General features: G+C 44.5%; 20 protein-coding genes, 1 riboswitch and 1 other annotated feature. Of the genes, 14 read left to right on the top strand and 6 right to left on the bottom strand.

Annotation, left to right across the window (positions count from 1 at the left end; translation table 11 throughout):
- Positions 1 to 36 precede the first annotated feature (36 nt).
- The 3 genes from H5300_RS03005 (at position 37) to H5300_RS02995 (ending at position 3,329) form a co-directional block, all read left to right on the top strand.
- Positions 37 to 1,392, top strand: coding sequence for a replication-associated recombination protein A (locus H5300_RS03005; RefSeq protein ID WP_017089177.1), 1,356 nt, complete (start codon positions 37 to 39; stop codon positions 1,390 to 1,392).
- Between the two features lie 142 nt (positions 1,393 to 1,534).
- Positions 1,535 to 2,842 carry a serine--tRNA ligase gene (gene serS, locus H5300_RS03000; RefSeq protein ID WP_004734554.1) on the top strand — a complete coding sequence of 436 codons (1,308 nt, stop codon included), beginning with the start codon at positions 1,535 to 1,537 and terminating at the stop codon, positions 2,840 to 2,842.
- 220 nt (positions 2,843 to 3,062) lie between these two features.
- On the top strand, positions 3,063 to 3,329 hold the full coding sequence (locus H5300_RS02995) for a DksA/TraR family C4-type zinc finger protein (RefSeq protein WP_017083256.1): 267 nt from the start codon (positions 3,063 to 3,065) through the stop codon (positions 3,327 to 3,329).
- 104 nt (positions 3,330 to 3,433) lie between these two features.
- Here H5300_RS02995 and bioA read toward each other — a convergent pair whose 3' ends face one another.
- Positions 3,434 to 4,711 (bottom strand): adenosylmethionine--8-amino-7-oxononanoate transaminase, encoded by a 1,278-nt coding sequence (gene bioA, locus H5300_RS02990; protein WP_182795371.1) that lies wholly within the window; start codon positions 4,709 to 4,711, stop codon positions 3,434 to 3,436.
- Positions 4,712 to 4,870: 159 nt separating this feature from the next.
- Between bioA and bioB the strand changes: the two genes are divergently transcribed.
- Genes bioB through bioD form a run of 4 tightly spaced genes read left to right on the top strand, consistent with a single transcriptional unit; the run spans position 4,871 to position 8,605 of the window.
- The gene (gene bioB / locus H5300_RS02985) at positions 4,871 to 5,923 is read left to right on the top strand and encodes a biotin synthase BioB (protein ID WP_004734551.1); all 1,053 of its coding nucleotides are present in this window, start codon (positions 4,871 to 4,873) and stop codon (positions 5,921 to 5,923) included.
- A complete protein-coding gene (gene bioF, locus H5300_RS02980; RefSeq protein WP_182795370.1) occupies positions 5,910 to 7,121 on the top strand; it encodes an 8-amino-7-oxononanoate synthase in 1,212 nt (403 codons plus the stop codon). Before bioB ends, bioF begins: the two co-directional genes overlap by 14 nt.
- Positions 7,122 to 7,925, top strand: coding sequence for a malonyl-ACP O-methyltransferase BioC (gene bioC / locus H5300_RS02975; RefSeq protein WP_182795369.1), 804 nt, complete (start codon positions 7,122 to 7,124; stop codon positions 7,923 to 7,925).
- Positions 7,922 to 8,605 (top strand): dethiobiotin synthase, encoded by a 684-nt coding sequence (bioD, locus tag H5300_RS02970; protein ID WP_029225749.1) that lies wholly within the window; start codon positions 7,922 to 7,924, stop codon positions 8,603 to 8,605. The genes bioC and bioD overlap by 4 nt, the downstream gene beginning before the upstream one ends.
- 110 nt (positions 8,606 to 8,715) lie before the next feature.
- Here bioD and H5300_RS02965 read toward each other — a convergent pair whose 3' ends face one another.
- Positions 8,716 to 8,883 carry a hypothetical protein gene (locus H5300_RS02965; RefSeq protein WP_017078977.1) on the bottom strand — a complete coding sequence of 56 codons (168 nt, stop codon included), beginning with the start codon at positions 8,881 to 8,883 and terminating at the stop codon, positions 8,716 to 8,718.
- Between the two features lie 277 nt (positions 8,884 to 9,160).
- On the opposite strand from H5300_RS02965, the gene htpX reads away from it, so the two are divergent.
- The gene (gene htpX / locus H5300_RS02960) at positions 9,161 to 10,024 is read left to right on the top strand and encodes a protease HtpX (RefSeq protein ID WP_182795368.1); all 864 of its coding nucleotides are present in this window, start codon (positions 9,161 to 9,163) and stop codon (positions 10,022 to 10,024) included.
- Positions 10,025 to 10,339: 315 nt separating this feature from the next.
- Here the strand turns inward: htpX and purB are convergent, their stop codons facing one another.
- The 3 genes from purB to mnmA all read right to left on the bottom strand — a co-directional run bounded on the left by purB (position 10,340) and on the right by mnmA (position 13,649).
- Positions 10,340 to 11,710, bottom strand: coding sequence for an adenylosuccinate lyase (purB, locus tag H5300_RS02955; protein WP_017083261.1), 1,371 nt, complete (start codon positions 11,708 to 11,710; stop codon positions 10,340 to 10,342).
- 143 nt (positions 11,711 to 11,853) lie between these two features.
- A complete protein-coding gene (gene hflD, locus H5300_RS02950) occupies positions 11,854 to 12,471 on the bottom strand; it encodes a high frequency lysogenization protein HflD (protein WP_004734565.1) in 618 nt (205 codons plus the stop codon).
- A gap of 41 nt (positions 12,472 to 12,512) precedes the next feature.
- Complete coding sequence (gene mnmA, locus H5300_RS02945) at positions 12,513 to 13,649, bottom strand: tRNA 2-thiouridine(34) synthase MnmA (RefSeq protein WP_004734566.1); 1,137 nt, start codon at positions 13,647 to 13,649, stop codon at positions 12,513 to 12,515.
- A 203-nt stretch (positions 13,650 to 13,852) separates the two neighbouring features.
- Between mnmA and H5300_RS02940 the strand changes: the two genes are divergently transcribed.
- Entirely contained in the window at positions 13,853 to 14,122 is a 270-nt protein-coding gene (locus H5300_RS02940) for a hypothetical protein (RefSeq protein ID WP_004734567.1), read from the top strand.
- Between the two features lie 102 nt (positions 14,123 to 14,224).
- Complete coding sequence (locus tag H5300_RS02935; protein ID WP_004734568.1) at positions 14,225 to 15,529, top strand: inosine/guanosine kinase; 1,305 nt, start codon at positions 14,225 to 14,227, stop codon at positions 15,527 to 15,529.
- Positions 15,530 to 15,701: 172 nt separating this feature from the next.
- Here the strand turns inward: H5300_RS02935 and H5300_RS02930 are convergent, their stop codons facing one another.
- Entirely contained in the window at positions 15,702 to 16,112 is a 411-nt protein-coding gene (locus tag H5300_RS02930; protein ID WP_004734569.1) for an H-NS family nucleoid-associated regulatory protein, read from the bottom strand.
- A 364-nt stretch (positions 16,113 to 16,476) separates the two neighbouring features.
- Positions 16,477 to 16,654, top strand: a riboswitch (Lysine riboswitch).
- A gap of 112 nt (positions 16,655 to 16,766) precedes the next feature.
- Between H5300_RS02930 and H5300_RS02925 the strand changes: the two genes are divergently transcribed.
- The 4 genes from H5300_RS02925 (at position 16,767) to hisC (ending at position 21,985) form a co-directional block, all read left to right on the top strand.
- Positions 16,767 to 18,359: a Na+/H+ antiporter NhaC family protein gene (locus H5300_RS02925; protein WP_026012259.1), complete on the top strand. Its 1,593-nt coding sequence runs from the start codon at positions 16,767 to 16,769 to the stop codon at positions 18,357 to 18,359.
- Positions 18,360 to 18,548: 189 nt separating this feature from the next.
- Positions 18,549 to 18,684, top strand: a sequence feature (His leader region).
- A gap of 53 nt (positions 18,685 to 18,737) precedes the next feature.
- Positions 18,738 to 19,634, top strand: coding sequence for an ATP phosphoribosyltransferase (gene hisG, locus H5300_RS02920; RefSeq protein ID WP_029222074.1), 897 nt, complete (start codon positions 18,738 to 18,740; stop codon positions 19,632 to 19,634).
- Positions 19,634 to 20,935 (top strand): histidinol dehydrogenase, encoded by a 1,302-nt coding sequence (gene hisD / locus H5300_RS02915; protein ID WP_017083263.1) that lies wholly within the window; start codon positions 19,634 to 19,636, stop codon positions 20,933 to 20,935. Before hisG ends, hisD begins: the two co-directional genes overlap by 1 nt.
- A gap of 9 nt (positions 20,936 to 20,944) precedes the next feature.
- Positions 20,945 to 21,985 (top strand): histidinol-phosphate transaminase, encoded by a 1,041-nt coding sequence (gene hisC / locus H5300_RS02910; protein ID WP_182795367.1) that lies wholly within the window; start codon positions 20,945 to 20,947, stop codon positions 21,983 to 21,985.
- The last annotated feature ends 17 nt before the right edge of the window (positions 21,986 to 22,002 follow it).

Below are 22,002 nucleotides of genomic sequence, written 5' to 3'. Positions count from 1 at the left end.
GTCGATAGGCACAGATGCCATCAACGAATCAAGAGATTGCAATTGAGTAATTACAGCTTAGATTTTGCAGGGGACGAAGATTTTCGTCCCCTTGCTGCTCGTATGAGACCTGAAACTGTCGAACAGTACATCGGTCAGCAGCATATATTAGGCCCAGGTAAACCACTTCGTAGAGCGTTGGAAGCGGGCCATATTCACTCGATGATTTTATGGGGGCCTCCTGGCACCGGTAAAACCACGCTGGCGGAAGTGGCAGCAAATTATGCGAATGCTGAAGTTGAGCGCGTATCAGCGGTAACCTCGGGTGTTAAAGACATTCGTATTGCGATTGAAAAAGCGCGTGAAAATAAACAAGCAGGGCGCAGAACGATCCTGTTTGTGGACGAAGTCCATCGCTTTAACAAAAGTCAGCAAGATGCCTTTTTGCCACATATTGAAGATGGCACCGTGACCTTTATTGGCGCGACCACAGAAAACCCATCCTTTGAACTGAACAATGCTTTGTTGTCACGTGCGCGTGTTTACAAGCTGACTTCGCTTCATACCGATGATATTTCTCTCGTTATTCGCCAAGCTATTGAAGATAAACAGCGCGGTCTGGGTGATGTGACGGCTGATTTTGCTGATAACGTCTTAGATCGCCTCGCTGAACTGGTCAACGGTGACGCACGTATGTCGCTCAACTATCTTGAGCTGCTGTATGACATGGCGGAAGACAACGACAAAGGCGAGAAAGCGATAACGTTACAGTTGCTGGCTGAGGTAGCAGGGGAGAAAGTCGCTCGCTTTGATAATAAGGGCGATATTTGGTACGACTTGATCTCCGCTGTTCACAAATCGATTCGCGGTTCAAACCCTGATGCGGCGTTGTATTGGTCAGCAAGAATGATTGCTGCGGGTTGTGACCCTTTGTATATCGTAAGACGCTTGCTAGCGATAGCTTCTGAAGATATCGGCAACGCTGACCCAAGAGCAATGCAGGTCGCAATGTCCGCTTGGGACTGCTTCACTCGAATTGGTCCTGCCGAAGGGGAGCGTGCTATTGCACAGGCGGTTGTTTATCTCGCGTGTGCACCAAAGAGTAACGCCGTTTATACCGCTTGGAAGCAAGCGTTAACGGATGCACACAATCTACCTGAGTATGAAGTTCCTCATCATTTACGAAATGCACCCACAACTTTGATGAAGGACATGGGCTACGGGCAAGAATACCGTTATGCTCATGACGAACCTGGTGCCTACGCAGCCGGCGAAAAGTATTTGCCCCCTGAAATGGGAGAGAAGCAATACTATTTCCCAACAAAACGAGGCTTAGAGACTAAAATTGGCGAGAAGCTAGATTATCTGGCGGATTTGGACGCAAAAAGCCCACAAAAACGCTATGAAAAGTAGTCTTTTTTGGATATCGTTACCTAGTCATAAAAATTCAATTAAATCGTTTGAAATTGGTCGAAATAGCACCAGTTTTAGGGGTTTAGCAGTGATTCAGTAGCAATCTACTGAATATTCAAATAACTAAAGCATAGGATTAGCAATGCTGGATTCTAAATTACTTCGAGCTGAGCTGGATGAAACAGCGGCAAAATTAGCACGTCGAGGCTTCACCCTTGATGTAGAGACAATTCGTGAACTTGAAGAAAAACGTAAGTCCCTTCAGATGAAAACTGAAGAGCTGCAAGCGTTACGTAACTCTCGATCGAAGTCCATTGGTCAAGCGAAAGCAAAAGGCGACCATGAAGAAGCTGAGCGTATCCTTGCTGAAGTAGGCAACTTAGGCGCAGAACTAGACCAAGCTAAAGTAACATTGGCTGAGCTTCAATCTGAGCTAGAAACGATCACCATGTCAATTCCTAACCTACCTGATGCAGAAGTGCCAGACGGTAAAGATGAAGACGACAACGTAGAAGTTTCTCGTTGGGGTCAACCTAAGACTTACGACTTCGAAGTGAAAGATCACGTAGATCTAGGCGAAATGTCTGGCGGTCTTGATTTTGCTAGCGCAGTTAAAATCTCGGGTTCTCGTTTCATCGTGATGAAAGGCAAATTTGCACGTCTACACCGTGCTATTGCTCAGTTCATGCTGGATCTTCACACTGATGAGCACGGCTACACAGAAATGTACGTGCCGTACCTAGTGAACCACGATAGCCTATACGGTACTGGTCAACTTCCTAAGTTCGGCGAAGACTTGTTCCACACAAGCCCGCTAACTGAACAAGTAAGTGACGTACCTCTTAAGACTCTATCGCTTATCCCTACGGCAGAAGTACCGGTAACGAACATGGTTCGTGACACGATTACTGATGAAGCTGAACTGCCACTTAAGATGACAGCTCACACTCCATGTTTCCGTTCTGAAGCGGGTTCTTACGGTCGTGACACTCGTGGTCTTATCCGTATGCACCAATTCGACAAAGTTGAGCTAGTACAAATCACTAAGCCAGAAGACTCAATGGCAGCGCTTGAAGAGCTAACAGGTCATGCTGAGAAAGTACTTCAACTTCTAGAGCTTCCTTACCGTAAAGTGATTCTATGTACAGGTGACATGGGCTTCGGTTCTGCGAAAACTTACGACTTAGAAGTATGGGTTCCAGCACAAGAGACTTACCGTGAAATTTCTTCTTGTTCAAACATGTGGGATTTCCAAGCGCGTCGTATGCAAGCTCGTTTCCGTCGTAAAGGCGAGAAGAAACCTGAACTTGTACACACACTAAACGGTTCTGGTCTTGCTGTTGGTCGTACTATGGTTGCTATTCTTGAGAACAACCAAGAAGCAGATGGCCGTATTGCTATCCCAACAGTACTTCAACCATACATGGGCGGCGTAACGCACATTGGTTAATTAGACTGATTCAGCATTAGATTGCTAATAAAACCCAGCCAGCAGGCTGGGTTTTTTATTGCCTATAGAATGGGGCAATGGTGAGAAATAATTAACTTTGTTACCTGTGCGTAATAGTGTTTTCTTAATTTTGATGATTATTGCAAGTCGATAATGTGGTTATAATATGCTCTTACCGCGGTAGGTATAAATTTTCTCATGCAAATACAGAGGAGGACTTATGGCCGTAGGATGGGCAGGTGACGATAGCGTCAGTCAGCAAATTCAAAATACCATTGATGATGAAATCTCTCGTGTAAGAGGGAGCATTCAAAGTGGGGAAAGCTTGCATTATTGTGACGAGTGCGGTGATGAAATATCAGAAAAGAGACGGCTAGCGATTAAAGGCGTGCGTTTCTGTATTGGATGCCAGTCCATGTTTGAACACGTTGCGCATCGTCACTCATTGTTCAATCGCAGAGCAAGTAAAGACAGCCAACTTCGTTAGAAGGCGGTCGTTCTCTATTGTCGATAATAACTAACCGACCTCTCCTTAACTTCAATATTGCAGATAGCAAATGAACCAGCAAGGAGAGGTCATAGTTTTGTCTTCTATTTAAAGCAGCGGCTATCTTTTAATGCGCAATCAATGGATGAAACAAGCTGTTCGATATGTTCCGGTTTGCTAATGAACGGAGGCATCATATAAATCAACTTACCAAATGGGCGGATCCAAACACCTTGCTCTACAAAGTGCGCTTGAATGGTTTTCATATCGACAGGTGTATGTGTTTCAACAACGCCAATAGCGCCTAACCAACGAACGTCTTTGACAAGGTCATGCTCTCGCAACGGTGGTAGCAACTCAGAAAAGAGTTGTTCAATCTGTTGAGTCTGATTTTTCCAATGGCCTTGCTCGATGATGGATAAACTTGCTGCACCCACAGCACAAGCTAAAGGGTTGCCCATAAAGGTAGGCCCGTGCATAAAACAACCCGCTTCACCGCCACATACGGTGTCTGCGACTTCTTTGCTCGCAAGCGTCGCTGACAGCGTCATATAGCCGCCAGTTAAAGCCTTGCCTACGCATAAGATATCGGGTTGAACATCGGCATGCTCACAGGCGAACAGTTTGCCTGTTCGGCCAAATCCGGTCGCAATCTCATCCAAAATAAGTAATACGTTGAATTCATCACACAGTAAGCGAACTTGTTTTAGGAACTCAGGGTGGTAGATGCGCATGCCGCCAGCGCCTTGAACGATAGGCTCTAAGATTACGGCGGCAACCTCTTCATGATGGGCTGTGAGTTTCTCTCGAAAGCTATTGATGTCACTTGAATTCCAATCATCCCAAAAGCCGGTTTTTGGCGAATCAGCGAAAATGTGCTCAGGCAAAAAGCCTTTGTAAAGGCTATGCATCGAGTTATTCGGATCGGTCACTGACATCGCTGCGAAGGTATCACCGTGGTAACCATCTCTTAGCGTTAGGAACTTTGAACGCGGTTGCCCTTTAGCATGCCAGTACTGCAGTGCCATTTTAAGGCTAACTTCCACGGCCACTGAACCTGAATCGGCCAAGAATACGTGCTCTAGATTACTTGGCGCTAAATTCAGCAGTTTCTTACATAAATCGATAGCGGGCCGGTGGGTGATACCGCCAAACATAACGTGTGAAACCTTATCGATTTGGCTGTGAGCCGCAGCATTGAGCTTTGGATGATTGTAGCCGTGGATGGTTGACCACCAAGATGACATACCATCAATAATTCGTTTTCCGCCTTCTAATTCTAGGTAAACACCGTCTGCGTTGGTGACTGGGTAGCAGGTCAGAGGTGTTAACGTTGATGTGTAAGGATGCCAGATATGCTGGCGGTCAAAGGCGAGATCCATAGTAACTTCCATTCTTGATGTGGTTAAAAAATAACCAGATGTAAACTTTTGATATTATCAATGTGTTGACAGTCTAAAGCTTGTCGGTAGACTAGCCAAGCATAAATGCAATCTCTATTAATAGAGATGCAACATCAAATAATAAAAAAGGATCGACACGTGGAAGTTCGTCATGACTGGACAGTTGCTGAAGTAACAGCACTGCTTGAAAAACCGTTTATGGATTTAATGTTTGAAGCTCAAGTCGTTCATAGACGGTACCAAGAGCACAACCACGTGCAAGTGAGTACGCTTCTATCGATAAAGACGGGTGCTTGTCCTGAAGATTGTAAGTACTGCCCTCAAAGTGCTCACTACCGAACGGATGTCGACAAAGAACGCTTAATGGAAGTCGAGCGTGTTTTGGATGCTGCGCTAAAAGCTAAGAATGCGGGCTCAACTCGCTTTTGTATGGGCGCTGCATGGAAAAACCCGAAAGAGCGCGATATGCCTCACCTTACCGACATGATCAAAGGTGTGAAAGGCATGGGCTTGGAAACCTGTATGACACTGGGCATGTTAACGCCCGATCAAGCGGGTGAGTTAGCGGATGCGGGTTTGGATTACTACAACCATAACCTTGATACGTCTCCTGAGTTCTACGGCAGCATCATTACTACTCGTACTTACCAAGATCGTTTAGATACCTTATCTCACGTGCGTGATGCCGGTATGAAGATCTGCTCTGGTGGTATTATTGGTATGGGTGAAAGCACCAATGACCGTGCCGGCTTACTTGTTGAACTTGCTAACCTTCCTGTACACCCTGAAAGTGTGCCAATCAACATGCTCGTAAAAGTGAAAGGCACACCGATGGAAAACGTCGACGATGTTGAGTCTTTCGATTTTATCAAACTGATTGCCATTGCTCGTATCATGATGCCAATGTCTGCGGTTCGTCTATCAGCGGGTCGTGAGAATATGAATGAACAGATGCAAGCGATGTGTTTCATGGCTGGCGCGAACTCTATCTTCTACGGTTGTAAGCTACTGACTACACCAAACCCAGATGAAGACACGGATATGCAGCTGTTTAAGAAGTTAGGTATCAACAGCCAACAAGTGGCTCAGAAGCCTGATGAAATTCAAGAAAACGAACTGTTAGATCAAGTGGTGGAGCGCGTTGCTGCTCGTCCAACGAAAGATGACATGTTCTACGATGCCACTGTTTAAATCTCGTATTAAAGATGCCCTTGCTCATCGCCGTGAGCAAGGATTAACTCGTCAACTTAAAGTGTTAGAAAACAGTAATGGTCCTTTGCTTACGAGCGAAGGTTCTAGCTTCATTAATTTTTCGAGTAATGACTATTTAGGTTTGGCAAACGATCCTGAACTGGTCGATGCATGGCAAACCGGACTTTCCCAATATGGTGCTGGCAGTGCAGCATCGCCATTGGTCACGGGCTTTAGTCCTGCTCATCGAAATTTAGAGGCTCAGCTGTGTGAATGGCTTGGCTTTGAACGTGCCATTCTCTTTAGTTCTGGTTTCAGTGCTAATCAAGCCTTGTTGTTTTCTCTGCTCGAGAAAGACGATTCTCTACTGCAAGATAAGCTTAACCACGCCTCTTTGATGGAAGCGGGGATGCTTTCTCCTGCGACAATGAAACGTTTCAAGCACAACGATACGCAGCACCTCGAGTCTTTACTAAGTCGCTCTCCACAATCGTTAGTCGTGACTGAAGGTGTGTTTAGCATGGATGGCGACAAAGCGCCTCTTAGCCAGATATCTAACCTGACTCATCAATACGACAGTTGGTTGGCGGTTGATGATGCCCACGGTATTGGCGTATTAGGTGATAAAGGGGCTGGGAGCTGCAGTGCGGCACAAATCTCACCTGATATCTTGGTGGTGACCTTTGGTAAAGCATTTGGCCTTTCTGGTGCTGCGATTCTTTGTTCGTCAGAGGTGGGTGACTACTTAACTCAGTTTGCTCGTCATCATGTGTATTCGACAGCGATGCCCCCTTCACAAGCGGTGGCTTTGTCTCATGCGTGTCAGATGATTCAGACGCAAGAATGGCGTCGAGAGAAGTTGACAGAACTTGGCGCCCTTTATGCTGAGCAGATGAGTGGCGTGAAAGGCTTTATTGATACTCAGACTCCAATCAAGCCGTTCGTTATTGGCGAAGCTCAAGCTGCATTATCTATTGCCGAAGAGTTAAAGCGCAATCAAGTTTGGGTAACGGCAATAAGGCCACCAACGGTGCCTATTGGGACTGCTCGTTTGCGTATTACCTTAACGGCGAACCATAGTCAGGAACAGATTCTTCAGTTAACTGACTCGTTGCTTCAAGCAATAGAGCGAAGCAACGACTCTGGAAGCAAACCAAGCATAGAATCAAGCTTTGAATTAAAGAAAGAGGCTCAGTAAATGTCACAAGAAGCAGTAGTGCATAATTACGTAGGCCAAGATAAGAGTGCGATTGCCGAAGCCTTCGGTAAAGCAGCGACAACGTATGACAAGCACGCTGAGTTCCAGCGCGATGTCGGCTACCGACTCCTAGACAAGCTACCGAGAGACCTTTCTGGCTTAAAGGTGCTCGATTTAGGTTGTGGTACTGGCTACTTCTCTGAACAGATGGTGAAGCGCGGTGCTGAAGTGGTGTGTGCTGATCTTTCTGTTGGAATGTTAGAAAGGGCAGAGCAGCGCTGTGGTGCATCGGTTTCTTTATATCAACAAGCCGATGCCGAACAATTGCCGTTTGAAGATGGGTGTTTTGACATCGTTTTTTCAAGCTTAGCGTTACAATGGTGTGATGATTTATCCTCGCCTTTAAAAGAGGTGAAGCGCGTTGTAGCGGTTGGCGGGCGTGTGATTTTCTCAACTTTGCTTGATGGGTCACTGTTTGAACTGGAAAAATCATGGTCCAAAATTGACGCACATCAACACGTTAACCATTTTATTACAATCAATCAGGTAAAAATTGCGTTAGCGCAATCTAGCTGTACTGCTCATCAACTAGACTTGCCCACCATCACCGTTTGGTACGACACTGCGTTTGAACTGATGCGCGACCTTAAAGGTATCGGCGCTAATCACGTAAGTGGTCGCTCACAAGGTTTAACAAGTCGCCGCATGTTGCAGCTTGTTGAACGGGAATATCGAGAGTTTAAAAACCATCAAGGTTTCTTACCAGCAACATATCAAGTTTGTTTAGGGGTTATTCAATTATGATTGATGCATTATTCATTGCAGGTACGGATACCGAAGTGGGAAAAACTGTGGTTTCAAAAGCGATTCTTCAAGCTTTGGCCGCACAGGATTTATCAACAATTGGTTATAAACCAGTTGCTGCAGGGTGTGAACAATACCCTGAAGGGTTACGTAACAGTGATGCATTGCACCTTCAAGAAGCTGCGACGCAAGATGTTGCTTACGAAGACGTTAACCCGTATGCATTGTTGCTACCATCATCACCTCATATCGCAGCTAAGCATGACGGTGTCGTGGTTGATGAAGCGGTATTATCAGCGAAGCTAGAACAACATAAGCAAAACTCTGACATCGTTTTAGTTGAAGGTGCTGGTGGTTGGCGTGTACCCGTTTCAGATGACGAATACTTATCTAGTTGGGTTAAGAAAGAGCAGCTTCCAGTTGTCCTGACTGTTGGTATTAAGCTGGGTTGTTTAAGCCACGCTCTGTTAACTGCTGAAGCGATTCGTGCAGATGGTCTAAACCTAGTAGGTTGGGTAGCGAACCGCATTAATCCAGGCACTGAACATTATGCTGATATTATTGCGATGCTTGAAGACAAGCTAGGTGCGCCGAAGTTAGGTGAAATCCCTTACGTACCAAGAGCAAAGTCTAAGAACATTGGTAAGTACATTGATGTGCAGCCTTTACTTGCGCTTTGATTCTCACCTTGTGTACTAAATAAGAAAAGGGCTGCGATTGCAGCCCTTTTGCTATGTTAAGCCTTTAGACCATACGTTTGTAAAAACGGGTCTTTTGAACAAGTTTGGGATTAATGTTCTTTTGTCAGTCCCATTAATGCTTGTTGCGTTTCTGTGATTTTTGTCTGTGCCGTTTGTGGAGTTAGGATCCCAATCTGCTTTTTTGCTTCTTCTTCAGTAATCCCTAGGTGACAGCACAGTAAATCGATAGCCATTTGAGTGTTAGTACCTTCAACCATGATCCTTCCCTTTTTGTACATGGACTAGCCAATAAATCATCTGAGGTCACTGTAAACGGATTGTTATATCGACACCATACGACTTAGGTCTAATAGACCATGATTAACTCATCTACAATCTCGTAATCAAATGTTGCAATTTAATGCTTAACCTTGTTTTCTTAATCTAAGACTATATGTATAAGTAAGTATAAGTCTTCAAGGTTGGAATCTATTGCTGTCTGCCTTGTCTATAACAATAAGTTTTATAAAAACAGCTTTCATGCGGAGATAAGTAATGAAGCGAGTAATGTTGTTCCTTGCAACCAACCTTGCGGTTGTATTGGTACTAAGTGTTGTTCTTAATATTGTATATGCAGTCACAGCTATGCAACCAGGAAGCCTCTCTGGCTTGTTGTTAATGGCTGCGGTGTTTGGTTTTGGCGGCTCATTCATCTCATTAATGATGTCAAAGAAAATGGCGCTACGCTCAGTAGGCGGCATGGTCATTGAAAGCCCACGTAACGAAACAGAACATTGGTTGATGGAGACGGTAAGCCGTCAATCTCAACAAGTTGGTATTGGTATGCCAACAGTGGCGATCTACGACTCGCCAGACATTAACGCATTCGCGACGGGTGCTAAGCGTGACGATTCATTGGTAGCAGTATCAACAGGTCTGCTGCACAACATGACGCGTGATGAAGCTGAAGCAGTATTAGCGCATGAAGTGAGCCACATCGCGAACGGTGATATGGTGACCATGACGTTAATGCAAGGTGTAGTGAACACGTTCGTTATCTTCCTATCTCGTTTCATCGCCAACATTGTTGCGTCGAATGACAACGAAGAAGAGGGTGGCAGCAACATGATGGTGTACTTCGGTGTGTCTATGGTGTTGGAATTGGTATTTGGTTTCTTAGCAAGCTTCATTACGATGTGGTACAGCCGTCATCGTGAATTCCATGCCGATGCAGGTGCAGCGAACCTAGTAGGTAAAGAGAAGATGATTGCAGCGCTAGAGCGCCTAAAGGTGAGCCATGAGCCACAACTAGAAGGTTCTATGATGGCATTTGGTATCAACGGTAAGAAGTCTCTAACAGAGCTTCTAATGAGCCACCCACCGCTAGATAAGCGTATTGCGTCTTTACGTAACATGTAATTTCTAACACAAGCTGCTTTCGTTAAGCGGCAATATGTATTCTAAAGGCTTCCTTCGGGAGGCATTTTTTGATCTTGTCATTCAAGAGAGTAAGTCTCCGGGGGATATGTGTCTGGTGATAAAGGGTTACTGGTGATGAAGCGTTACGATATTCATTGGTTGATATCGCACGGACTGATATGAGCAGGGCAATTAGGCGGGATGGCTTTGTATTATTTTGCTAACGACTCTTGTGCTCAATACACTTTGTTCCCCTCAACAAAAAGGCTTCCACATGGGAAGCCTTAGTCTATTCTGTGATTCGAAATTCGAATTTTACAGCTTGTCAGTTAGCTCGATTGCTTGACCGATGTAGTTCGCTGGCGTCATCTCTTTTAGACGTACTTTCTCGTCTGCAGGGATTTCAAGACCATCGATGAATGCACGCATGCCTTCGCCATCTACACGTTTACCACGAGTTAGCTCTTTTAGCTTTTCGTATGGCTTCTCGATGCCGTAACGACGCATTACTGTTTGTACTGGTTCAGCCAATACTTCCCAGTTTTTGTCTAGCTCAGCAAGTAGCGCAGCACGGTTAACTTCAAGCTTGCTAATACCTTTCAGAGTCGAAGTGTATGCAATGATTGCGTAGCCAACACCAACACCTAGGTTACGAAGAACCGTAGAGTCAGTAAGGTCACGCTGCCAGCGAGAAACTGGAAGTTTTTGTGCTAGGTGGCTAAATACTGCGTTCGCTAGACCAAGGTTGCCTTCAGAGTTTTCGAAGTCAATTGGGTTAACTTTATGCGGCATTGTAGAAGAGCCGATTTCGCCAGCAATAGTCTTCTGCTTGAAGTGACCAAGAGCGATGTAGCCCCAAACGTCACGGTCGAAGTCCAGAAGGATTGTGTTGAAACGAGCAACAGCATCAAACAGCTCAGCGATGTAATCGTGAGGTTCGATTTGAGTTGTGTACGGGTTCCAAGTTACGCCAAGAGATTCAGTGATGAACTCTTCGCTGAACTGGTGCCATTCAACTTCTGGGTATGCAGAAAGGTGTGCGTTGTAGTTACCTACAGCACCGTTGATTTTCGCTAGGATCTCAACGTTTTCGATTTGCTTGTATTGACGTTCCATACGGTACGCAACGTTAGCCATCTCTTTACCCATTGTAGAAGGAGAAGCTGGCTGACCGTGTGTGCGAGACAGTAATGGAATATCACGGTACTCGTTCGCAAGTGCTTTGATAGCATCAATTACGTTACGGATTTCTGGAAGAATCACGGTATCACGAGCTTCTTTAAGCATAAGCGCGTGAGAGGTGTTGTTGATGTCTTCAGAAGTACATGCAAAGTGAATAAATTCGTTTACAGCGTGAAGTTCAGGAACGCCAGCAACTTTCTCTTTCAAGAAGTACTCAACCGCTTTAACGTCGTGGTTAGTCGTGCGCTCGATCTCTTTGATACGTAGAGCATCTTCTTCACTGAAGTTAGCAGCTAGTTCATCAAGAAACTGGTTAGCTTCTGCACTGAACGCTGGTACTTCTTTGATTGCATCTGTAGCTGCAAGCTTTTGTAACCAACGAACTTCAACGATAGAGCGGTACTTTAGTAGGCCAAACTCACTAAAGATGCTGCGTAATGCAACAGTCTTGCTTCCGTAACGGCCGTCTACTGGTGAAACAGCAGTCAATGCTGACAGTTCCATGGTGTTCTCCTGAATTGAGTTTTCTAAATTTTGAGAGGTTTATACCAGTAACAATCTCAATTGTCACGCATATTGCGCAATCGTTTGCGTGAGAATTGTGTTGGTACAAAAAACAAGCTCGCGACGAGGCGCGAGCTAATAAATCACATGCGAGCTAGCAGGATTTGAGCCTGCTCGATCATCTTCTTGCGACCGAAGATAAGGTGGCGACGTTTACCGCCAACTTGACGCCATAACACAGCGCTTCGAATGCCTGATAGCAGCAGAGCACGAACCTTATGCTGGCTCGACGTCTGTTGAAGTACAGCTGGCGTACCAGAAACCTGAATACGAGGGCCAATAGGGCTCACTACATCTAAGTAGATGCTCGCAAGGTTGCTGATCATTTGCTCGTCAAACAGATCGAAGTGCTCAGTTTGACGCTCTGCAGTTTGAATACGATCGCCAAGCTGTGACATAGAGTCATTACGAGCAGATAGTTTACGTTCAAGCGCCATCAAGCTGATGATGTAGCGAGTAATGTCGCTACCAGCAGGAGTACTGTCGATACCTTTTACTAAGCATTCAAGGCCTAGCTTTAGGTTCGCCTCACGGCCAAATACACCCACAGTGTTCGCTGGGTTAGTATTTAAAATGGCATTGAGTGAAGCTTCGAAGGCATCTTTATCACAACGGCCGTCTTTCGCTACTTGTTGAACCAAAGCCACAGCTTGGCAAATTCCAGCGAAAGCAATAGTACGGTCATAAAGTGTATTAGCCACGTAGTAACTCCTAGTTGTTTTCTATCGTTTTGTTTGATTAGTTAGATGCGTTTTTCGATGATACCACCACCAAGACATACTTCATCTTGGTAGAACACAGCCGACTGGCCTGGCGTTACAGCGATTTGCGGCTCATCGAAGATAACCTTAATGTTATCATCGTCAATTGGGATGATTGTACAAGGAATATCAGTCTGACGGTAACGTGTTTTTACCGTGCATGTCATAACTTCAGTAATTGGTGTGCGATTTACCCAATGAAGCTGAGAAGCGATCAAACCTTCTGATTTTAAAAGAGGGTGGTCTTTACCTTGTACCGCGATCAGAACATTACGTTTAAGGTCTTTTTCACCAACAAACCATGGGTCTTCATTACCGCCACCGCCTTTGGTGCCACCGATATGCAGGCCTTTACGTTGACCTAGCGTGTGGTACATCAAACCTTGGTGTTGACCAATAACTTGGCCTTCAGGTGTCTCGATGTTACCTGGTTGAGCCGGTAGATATTTGCCAAGGAATTCTGTGAACTTACGCTCACCAATAAAGCAGATACCTGTTGAGTCTTTTTTCTTCGCAGTGATCAAGTCTTGCTCTTCAGCAATGCGTCGCACTTCAGGCTTCTCTAATTCACCAACTGGGAATAGGCTGCGTGCCACTTGATCTGAACTTAGCGTATATAGGAAATAGCTTTGGTCTTTGTTGCCGTCTAAGCCACGCAGCATTTCTGGTTTTACGCCCGCATCGAGCTCTTCTTGTGTTGGGAAAGTACGACGAACATAGTGACCCATCGCGATGTAGTCTGCGTCCAATACTTCATCCGCAAACTCTAAGAATGCTTTGAATTTGATTTCTTTGTTACAAAGGATATCTGGGTTCGGTGTACGACCCGCTTTGTATTCTTCAAGAAAGTACTCGAATACATTATCCCAGTACTCTGCTGCAAAGTTGATAGTGTGAAGGTGGATACCTAGTTTGTCACATACCGCTTGAGCATCAGCAAGGTCTTCAGCTGCCGTGCAGTATTCTTCGTTATCGTCTTCTTCCCAGTTTTTCATGAAAAGGCCTTCTACCTGATAGCCTTGTTGCTGAAGAAGATACGCCGATACTGACGAATCTACACCGCCGGACATACCGACAATTACTTTCTTTTCGCTGTTTCCAGAGCTGATATCTGACATGTCTAAACACCGTTACTATTACTTGGTCGCAGATTCTAACAGAAAGAGAAACACCGCGACAGATCCGAGACCGGAATCACAGTTTCATTTGCACAAATATTGCGCTGAATTCGTTAGAGAATCGCATGAACGCGAGGAGACTCGCTAGGATGTCAGATCTATATGTGGCATAGTCGCTCGAAATCCAAGACCTGAGATAAAAAATGTCTGAACAAAATGAGTTTATGCAAGAAGAACAGTTGATCGAGATTATCGAAAACCAACTTGAAGATGGCCAACCTGTGAAAGTGAAAGAGACGCTGATGCGTTTAATGATGACAGGTACTCCTCGTGAAGAGGCGATTGCGGCTATGGCATGTGCATTGGCTATTGAAGTATTTGATGTAATGAAAAACGGCGCTGAGTTTAATCAAAAACGTTACGCCGAGCATTTGGGTATGCTACCTGACTTAAGCTTTATGGAAGGCGAATAAAAAAATAGCCTCGCAAACGTTTGCTATAGTTTGAAAGATTGCCGCGTTAAATATAGCGCGGTAGAATCCGCCACCTATTTCCCCTTGACTTAGACTAGCCTTATGAAATTCCCTGGACAACGTAAATCAAAGCACTATTTTCCGGTTCACGCTCGTGATCCTTTAGTAAGCCAAGCTCAAACTAGCAAAAGAATGTCACGTACTCATATTATCGGTATTGACCAAACTTTGGTGGATATTGAAGCGAAAGTGAGTTCTGAGCTAATCGAAAAATATGGCCTAAGTAAGGGACACTCACTGGTTATTGGTGATGAAGCTGCTGAATCCTTGTATCAAGAATTAAAAGAACAGTGCCTGATTACCAATGAATACGCTGGTGGCACTATTGGTAATACATTACACAACTATTCAGTACTTGCGGATGACCGTTCAACGCTATTGGGTGTAATGAGTCAAGATATTAAGATTGGTAGCTACGGTTACCGCTATTTATGTAATACATCAAGCAGAATGGATCTGAACCATTTACAAGGGGTAGATGGCGCAATTGGTCGCTGCTTTGCATTAATTACAGAAGATGGTGAACGTACTTTCGCAATTAGCGAAGGACAAATGAACCAATTAAAACCAGAAAGCATTCCTGAGAAAATTTTCAAAAGTGCTTCTGCTTTAGTGTTAACGGCGTATTTAGTTCGTTGTAAACCAGGTGACCCTATGCCTGAAGCAACAATGAAAGCGATCGAATACGCGAAGAAATACGATGTGCCTGTTGTTTTAACTCTTGGTACTAAGTTCGTTATTCAAGATGATCCAGAGTTCTGGAAAGATTTCCTTGAACAGCACGTCACCGTTGTTGCAATGAATGAAGACGAAGCTGAAGCCTTAACAGGAGAAAGCGATCCGCTTGCTGCTTCAGACAAAGCACTAGAGTGGGTAGACTTAGTTTTATGTACGGCAGGCCCTGTTGGCTTATTCATGGCGGGTTATACTGAAGACGCGGTGAAGCGTGAAACTTCATTGCCGCTGTTACCAGGCTCGATTGCAGAATTTAACCGCTATGAGTTTAGCCGTCCTGCACATAAAGAGTTATGTGACAACCCAACGAAAATCTATTCGCATATCGCGCCTTACATGGGTGGTCCAGAAAAGATCAAGAATACCAATGGTGCAGGGGATGCGGCGCTGTCGGCTTTATTACATGATATGGCAGCAAATAAATATCATAAAGAAAATGTACCGAATTCTAGCAAACACCAACATGCATTTTTAACGTATTCATCTTTCTCACAAGTTTGTAAATATTCAAACCGTGCAAGTTATGAAGTGTTGGTTCAGCACTCTCCTCGCTTGTCTCGTGGCCTTCCTGAAAGAGAAGACAGTCTAGAAGAAGCATACTGGGAAAGATAAGATATTTTTATCTTTTTCATTTATATTTCTAATAGTGAAATATAAAAAAGGCTCCGAAAGGAGCCTTTTTTGTTTCTGAATATATTGAAGCCGTAAATAATACTTTAGTCGACTTAATATTAATTCTATTGCTTAGTGTTTTATTGATTATTCACTTAGCAAACACGATGCCTTAAAGAGCAAACTCTTCTAGAGATTTACCAGCATCTAGTTGTTCTTGGATAGCTGAAGGCGTACGGCCTTGACCTGTCCAAGTTTTCTCGTCGCCGTTTGCGTCTACGTATTTGTATTTCGCTGGGCGAGGAGCACGTTTAGCTTTAGTTGTTTTAGATTTTGCTTCACCAGAAAGTGCAGCAATAAGATCTGCAACATCAATTCCGTCTTTTGCAATTTGTTCAGCAATAGCAGAAAGCTTAGCTTCTTGCTCTGCTTTAGCAGCACGTTCTTCAGCTTCAGACTCTTGACGCTCTTGTACAACAATAGTCAGCTTGTCTAGCGCTTCTTCAAGTTGCTCAAGAGTTAATTCACGTGAGAACGCACGAAGGCTGCGGATATTTAATAGTGTTTTTGTTAATTCAGACATGATATTTCCCATCAAGGTAAACTAAATAATCCTCCTAATAATAAACAGAGCCTAGGAATAAAACAAATAGTATTTCTAGTATTGGTTATTTAAATATAAAAGTGAGATGAATAGTTGAAAAAGAAACGACTCACTTTTGATGAATTTATAATAATTATTAAGATTATCTTAAAAATCGATATGTGACTGGTGGAGTAATTGTTATATGTAGACTATTTTTTTATTGATTAGTTCATTAACAAAAAGACATTTTTGTCGGAATGATATGTTGCATTGTTGCTCTTGATGGGTACAATTGCGGCTACCTGATGCGATGCTTTGGTTAATTTGTTGTTAAACTCTGGTTTACACAGTTAATAATGTTATCGCACGTAGAGGCGCAATTATAAAAAGTAGTTTTCGTTGGGGTGATGCCAATGAGCGGGAATGAAAGGTCTAATTGCCGAAGTAAATTGTATATCTAAGCAATTTGCTGGGGTTGTGCTCAATAGGTACAACACTGCCATAGTCTTAATTTTAAACTATGGAGCGCTACTGTAGGGTTGGGTGAAGTGTTCACTTCCCTTTCGCTTAGTTCAACATGAGCTTGATAAACCGTATCAAGTTTGTCTGCAGTAGATCTCTAGCCAAATAAAAAACTGGTTTTTGAAGATCATGAATTTAATAGATTTTGCAACATCGCCTTTATCGCTGCTTCCTCCTTTGGTTGCATTGACTCTAGCAATTGTTACCCGCCGTGTATTGGTTTCCTTAGGTGTTGGTATTTTTATGGGTGCGATTCTACTTGCTGACTACTCAGTAGGTAACGCAGCTAGTTACGTGTTCACTAAAGCATCTGGTGTTTTCATCGAAGATGGTGGCATTAACACTTGGAACATGAGCATCATCGCATTCCTAATTATTCTCGGAATGACAACTGCATTACTCACACTCTCTGGTGGTACTCGCGCATTCGCTGAGTGGGCACAGTCTCGTGTGAAGAGCAAACGTGGTTCAAAACTACTTGCTGCCTTCTTAGGCGTATTCATCTTTGTCGATGATTACTTCAACAGCTTAGCGGTAGGTGCTATCTCTCGTCCTGTAACAGACCGCTTCTACGTATCTCGCGCTAAGCTAGCTTATATTCTAGATTCTACCGCTGCTCCAATGTGTGTGATTATGCCGGCTTCTAGCTGGGGTGCTTACATCATCACTATTATTGGTGGCATCCTAGTGACACACGGTGTGACAGAGTATTCTGCACTGGGTGCTTACGTTCGTCTTATCCCAATGAACTTCTACGCTGTGTTCGCACTATTAATGGTATTTGCCGTTGCATGGTTCGGTCTAGACGTTGGTAAGATGCGTGAACATGAGATCGAAGCATCTCAAGGCCGTGGCTTTGAAGGCGACAACGATCAAAAGCAAGCTCACGATCTAAACGAAGAGCTAGACATTCAAGAGAGCGAAAACGGTTCTGTTTCTGATCTCGTTATGCCAATTGTATCGTTAATCGTAGCAACAGTTGCCGCTATGCTTTACACGGGTGGCCAAGCGCTGGCTGCTGACGGTCAAGCATTCAACCTGCTTGGTGCGTTCGAAAATACAGATGTAGGCAAGTCTCTTGTTTACGGTGGTGTTTTAGGTCTGCTTGTTGCGCTAGCGACAGTGTTTAAGCAAAAGCTACCAATGTCTGATATCGCAAGAACAATGTGGATCGGTGCTAGCTCTATGTTTGGCGCTATCCTGATTCTTGTGTTTGCATGGACTATCGGTTCTGTCATCGGTGACATGAAAACAGGTTCGTACCTATCATCTCTAGCAACTGGCAACATTGATTACCACTGGCTACCGGTTATTTTGTTCCTTCTTGCTGGCCTAATGGCATTCTCGACAGGTACATCTTGGGGTACGTTCGGCATCATGCTTCCTATCGCGGGTGACATGGCTGCAGCTTCTGACATCGCGCTGATTCTACCGATGTTAAGTGCGGTTCTTGCTGGTTCTGTATTTGGTGACCACTGTTCTCCAATCTCAGACACAACGATTCTGTCTTCTACCGGTGCTCGTTGTAACCACATTGACCACGTATCGACTCAGCTTCCTTATGCGCTGTCTGTGGCGTTCGTATCGTGTATCGGCTTCATCACTCTAGGTATGACATCATCAACTGGCATCGCGTTCGGCGCAGCGTCTCTAACGTTTGTGGCAGTATGTTTTGCATTGGCTTATTTCTCACGTTGTAAAATGTCGACGTGCAAAAGCTAATCATCACTTGATTGAATAATGAAAAGGGAGGCGTTTGCCTCCCTTTTTTTGTGCTCGTTAATTTAATTTTAAATTTCGTGAAAAAAGTTCGAATAAATGGTTGAAAAAGGGTGTCAGCTTAGTTAGTGTGGAGACAAGACAGCAAACAACCTAAGAGCCGATAAGTATGCGTAAATTAGTAATGAACATTCATCACCATCATCACCCTATCTAGTCTTTCGGGGAGATTTACGTATACCCGGGAGCAAGAATTCTCCCGGAGGTTAAGTCAAAGAATTTAGATTTAAACCCTCGGGACGACAAAGTCTTCCGAGGGTTTTTTAGTTTTAGCACTTTTAAATAATCAATAAATTCAAATATTTGCACAGGGATACAGCAATGCAGACACAACGCCTAAGAATCGCAATTCAAAAGAAAGGTCGCTTAAGTAAAGAGTGCCAAGATCTACTTAAAAAATGTGGTGTTAAATTTAACATCATGGGTGAGCGCTTAGTTGTTCATTCACTAAATATGCCAATCGACTTGTTATTAGTTCGTGATGACGACATCCCAGGTCTTATCATGGATGGTGTGGTTGACCTTGGTTTCATCGGTGAAAATGAACTAGAAGAAGTTCGCCTAGACCGTGTTGCTTTAAAAGAGCCATCAGAGTTTCGCACACTACGTCGTTTAGACTTCGGTGGTTGCCGTCTTTCTATCGCGATTAACAAAGACGAAGAATACAACGGCCCACAAGATCTAGCGGGTAAACGTATTGCGACAACTTACCCACAACTACTGAAAGCCTACATGGACGAGCAGGGTGTTGAATTCAGCGCTTGTATGCTAACGGGTTCGGTTGAAGTTGCGCCTCGCGCAGGCCTAGCAGACGCTATCGCAGATTTAGTTTCTACAGGTGCGACACTAGAAGCAAATGGCCTAAAAGAAGCAGAGGCTATCTTCCAATCTAAAGCAACGTTAATTCAACGCACTGGCGAATTTGATGCAGACAAAGAAGCATTAATTGAAAAACTACTGACTCGTATGCAGGGTGTTCAACAAGCGAAAGAGTCGAAGTACATCATGCTTCACGCGCCAACATCTCAGCTAGAGCAAATCAAAGCATTATTGCCTGGCGCTGAAGATCCTACTGTTCTTCCACTATCAACAGACAAAGACAAAGTTGCCGTTCACCTTGTAAGTACCGAGAACTTGTTCTGGGAAACTATGGAACAGCTGAAAGAGTTGGGTGCAAGCTCGATTCTAGTATTACCAATCGAAAAAATGATGGGGTAGTGACGATGAGAACCGTTGTTTGGCAATCTTTAAGTGAATCACAGCAAGACTCGGTACTAGAGCGTCCAGCTATTACTGAAGGTGCAAACATCACAGCGACTGTTTCTGATGTTATTGCAAAAGTACGAAATGAAGGCGATGCCGCACTTAAAGAACTGACTGAAAAGTTCGATCGTGTGACTCCAGAATCCATTCGAGTCAGCTCGACTGAGATTGAAGAGGCATGTGCTCGTTTAACACCAGAAATGAAGCAAGCGTTAGAACAAGCTTATAGCAATATTGCTAAGTTTCACGAAGCTCAGAAGCCGCAGCCAATTAAGGTTGAAACACAGCCAGGCGTTGTGTGTGAGCAAGTGACACGCGCTATTAATACTGTTGGACTCTATATTCCGGGTGGCAGCGCGCCACTTCCGTCAACGGTTCTTATGTTAGGTGTACCCGCTCAAATCGCGGGTTGCCGCAAGGTTGTGCTTTGTTCACCTCCGCCAATCGCGGATGAAATCTTGTATGTCGCTAATCTTTGTAAAATCGATGAGGTTTACAATGTAGGTGGTGGTCAAGCCGTTGCGGCGATGGCTTACGGTACGGAGAGTGTCTCTAAAGTAGATAAAATTTTCGGTCCTGGTAATGCGTATGTAACGGAAGCTAAGCGCCAAGTGAGTAACGACTTCCGTGGTTCTGCGATTGATATGCCGGCAGGCCCATCGGAGGTGATGGTGATTGCAGACGAAACTGCGGATGCTGACTTCATTGCTGCTGATCTACTGAGCCAAGCTGAACATGGCCCAGATTCACAGGTTGTATTAGTAACACCATCGCCAGTTATTGCCGACCAAGTAACCGATGCGGTTCAGAAGCAACTGAAAGAACTGTCTCGTGCGAACATCGCTCAGCAAGCATTGGCTTCAAGCCTAATCATCATTGCTGAATCGATCACTCAAGCGATTGCGATTTCTAACTTCTACGGTCCAGAGCACTTGATTGTTCAGACCAAGAATCCACGTGAATTGCTGCCGTTACTAGACAATGCAGGTTCAATCTTCCTTGGTGACTGGTCTCCAGAGTCTGCAGGTGACTACGCATCAGGTACAAATCACGTTCTTCCTACTTACGGCTATACCAAAACCTATTCAAGTCTAGGTTTGGCTGATTTCTCTAAGCGTATGACGGTACAAGAGTTAACGGCTGATGGTTTGAAAGGTCTAGCGCCAACGGTAGTCACAATGGCGGAAGCCGAAGGTTTGGATGCGCACAAACGTGCTGTGACCATCCGAATTGAAAAGTTAAATCAAGCGAAATAAGGGTAGGGCATGGAAAAGTTAGCAAGAAAACAAGTTCAGGCTCTTACACCTTACTTGTCTGCAAGACGCATTGGTGGCAGCGGAGATGTGTGGCTAAACGCTAACGAGTCTCCGTTTGATAACGAGTACAGCCTAAACTTGTCTCGTCTTAATCGCTACAGCGAGTGCCAGCCTAAAGAGCTGATCGATGCTTACGCTCAATATGCAGGCGTGAAATCAGAGCAAACGCTGACCACTCGTGGCGCTGACGAAGGTATCGAACTGTTGATTCGAGCTTTCTGCGAGCCGAACGAAGATTCGATTCTGTACTGCCCTCCGACTTACGGTATGTATGCCATCAGTGCCGAGACGATTGGTGTTGAGCGCAAGGTTGTGCCTTTAACGGCTGAATGGCAATTGGATCTTCCTGCTATTAAAGCTCAACTAGACAACGTGAAAGTAGTGTTTGTTTGTAGCCCAAACAACCCAACGGGTAACTTGGTTGATCGCCAAGACATCATCAAACTGCTTGAAATGACGCAAGACAAAGCGATTGTGGTGATGGATGAAGCGTATATCGATTTTTGTCCAGAAGCATCAACCGTTGATTTGCTGGAGCAATATCCAAACCTAGCGATTCTGCGCACTTTGTCGAAGGCCTTTGCTTTGGCGGGCTTACGTTGTGGCTTTACGCTGGCGAACAAAGAGCTTATCGATGTACTGTTGAAAGTGATTGCGCCTTACCCGGTGCCAATCCCTGTTGCTGACATTGCCGTTCAAGCACTCTCAGAGAAAGGACTAGCGCGAGCTAAGTTCCAAGTTCTGGATTTAAGTGCTAACCGAGCGTATTTGCAGGCGGGTCTATTAGGCATGCCTCAAGTGACGGTTTTTGATGGCTGGGGTAACTACTTACTGGTGAAATTCCCGAACGGCGATGAGTTATTTAAAGCGGCTTGGGATACGGGTATTATTTTGCGTAATTCACCTATTGAAGACTGTGTTCGCATTAGTATTGGTAACCGAGAAGAGTGCGAAAAGACACTTGGATTCATTCGTAACTTTTTTCAGTAACGAAAGGCTTACCATTA

It is taken from the genome of Vibrio sp. SG41-7 (genome assembly GCF_014164465.1).
Taxonomy (GTDB): Bacteria; Pseudomonadota; Gammaproteobacteria; order Enterobacterales; family Vibrionaceae; genus Vibrio; species Vibrio splendidus.
This window is presented reverse-complemented; position numbering and strand designations above follow the sequence as displayed.

What these genes read in the sequence shown, in the direction of transcription:
- serS (WP_004734554.1), top strand. Translation starts at nt 1,535, where the DNA reads ATGCTGGATTCTAAATTACTTCGAGCTGAGCTGGATGAAACAGCGGCA.
- H5300_RS02995 (WP_017083256.1), top strand. Translation starts at nt 3,063, where the DNA reads ATGGCCGTAGGATGGGCAGGTGACGATAGCGTCAGTCAGCAAATTCAA.
- bioA (WP_182795371.1), bottom strand. Translation starts at nt 4,711, where the DNA reads ATGGATCTCGCCTTTGACCGCCAGCATATCTGGCATCCTTACACATCA.
- bioF (WP_182795370.1), top strand. Translation starts at nt 5,910, where the DNA reads ATGCCACTGTTTAAATCTCGTATTAAAGATGCCCTTGCTCATCGCCGT.
- bioC (WP_182795369.1), top strand. Translation starts at nt 7,122, where the DNA reads ATGTCACAAGAAGCAGTAGTGCATAATTACGTAGGCCAAGATAAGAGT.
- bioD (WP_029225749.1), top strand. Translation starts at nt 7,922, where the DNA reads ATGATTGATGCATTATTCATTGCAGGTACGGATACCGAAGTGGGAAAA.
- H5300_RS02965 (WP_017078977.1), bottom strand. Translation starts at nt 8,883, where the DNA reads ATGGTTGAAGGTACTAACACTCAAATGGCTATCGATTTACTGTGCTGT.
- htpX (WP_182795368.1), top strand. Translation starts at nt 9,161, where the DNA reads ATGAAGCGAGTAATGTTGTTCCTTGCAACCAACCTTGCGGTTGTATTG.
- purB (WP_017083261.1), bottom strand. Translation starts at nt 11,710, where the DNA reads ATGGAACTGTCAGCATTGACTGCTGTTTCACCAGTAGACGGCCGTTAC.
- mnmA (WP_004734566.1), bottom strand. Translation starts at nt 13,649, where the DNA reads ATGTCAGATATCAGCTCTGGAAACAGCGAAAAGAAAGTAATTGTCGGT.
- H5300_RS02940 (WP_004734567.1), top strand. Translation starts at nt 13,853, where the DNA reads ATGTCTGAACAAAATGAGTTTATGCAAGAAGAACAGTTGATCGAGATT.
- H5300_RS02935 (WP_004734568.1), top strand. Translation starts at nt 14,225, where the DNA reads ATGAAATTCCCTGGACAACGTAAATCAAAGCACTATTTTCCGGTTCAC.
- H5300_RS02930 (WP_004734569.1), bottom strand. Translation starts at nt 16,112, where the DNA reads ATGTCTGAATTAACAAAAACACTATTAAATATCCGCAGCCTTCGTGCG.
- H5300_RS02925 (WP_026012259.1), top strand. Translation starts at nt 16,767, where the DNA reads ATGAATTTAATAGATTTTGCAACATCGCCTTTATCGCTGCTTCCTCCT.
- hisG (WP_029222074.1), top strand. Translation starts at nt 18,738, where the DNA reads ATGCAGACACAACGCCTAAGAATCGCAATTCAAAAGAAAGGTCGCTTA.
- hisC (WP_182795367.1), top strand. Translation starts at nt 20,945, where the DNA reads ATGGAAAAGTTAGCAAGAAAACAAGTTCAGGCTCTTACACCTTACTTG.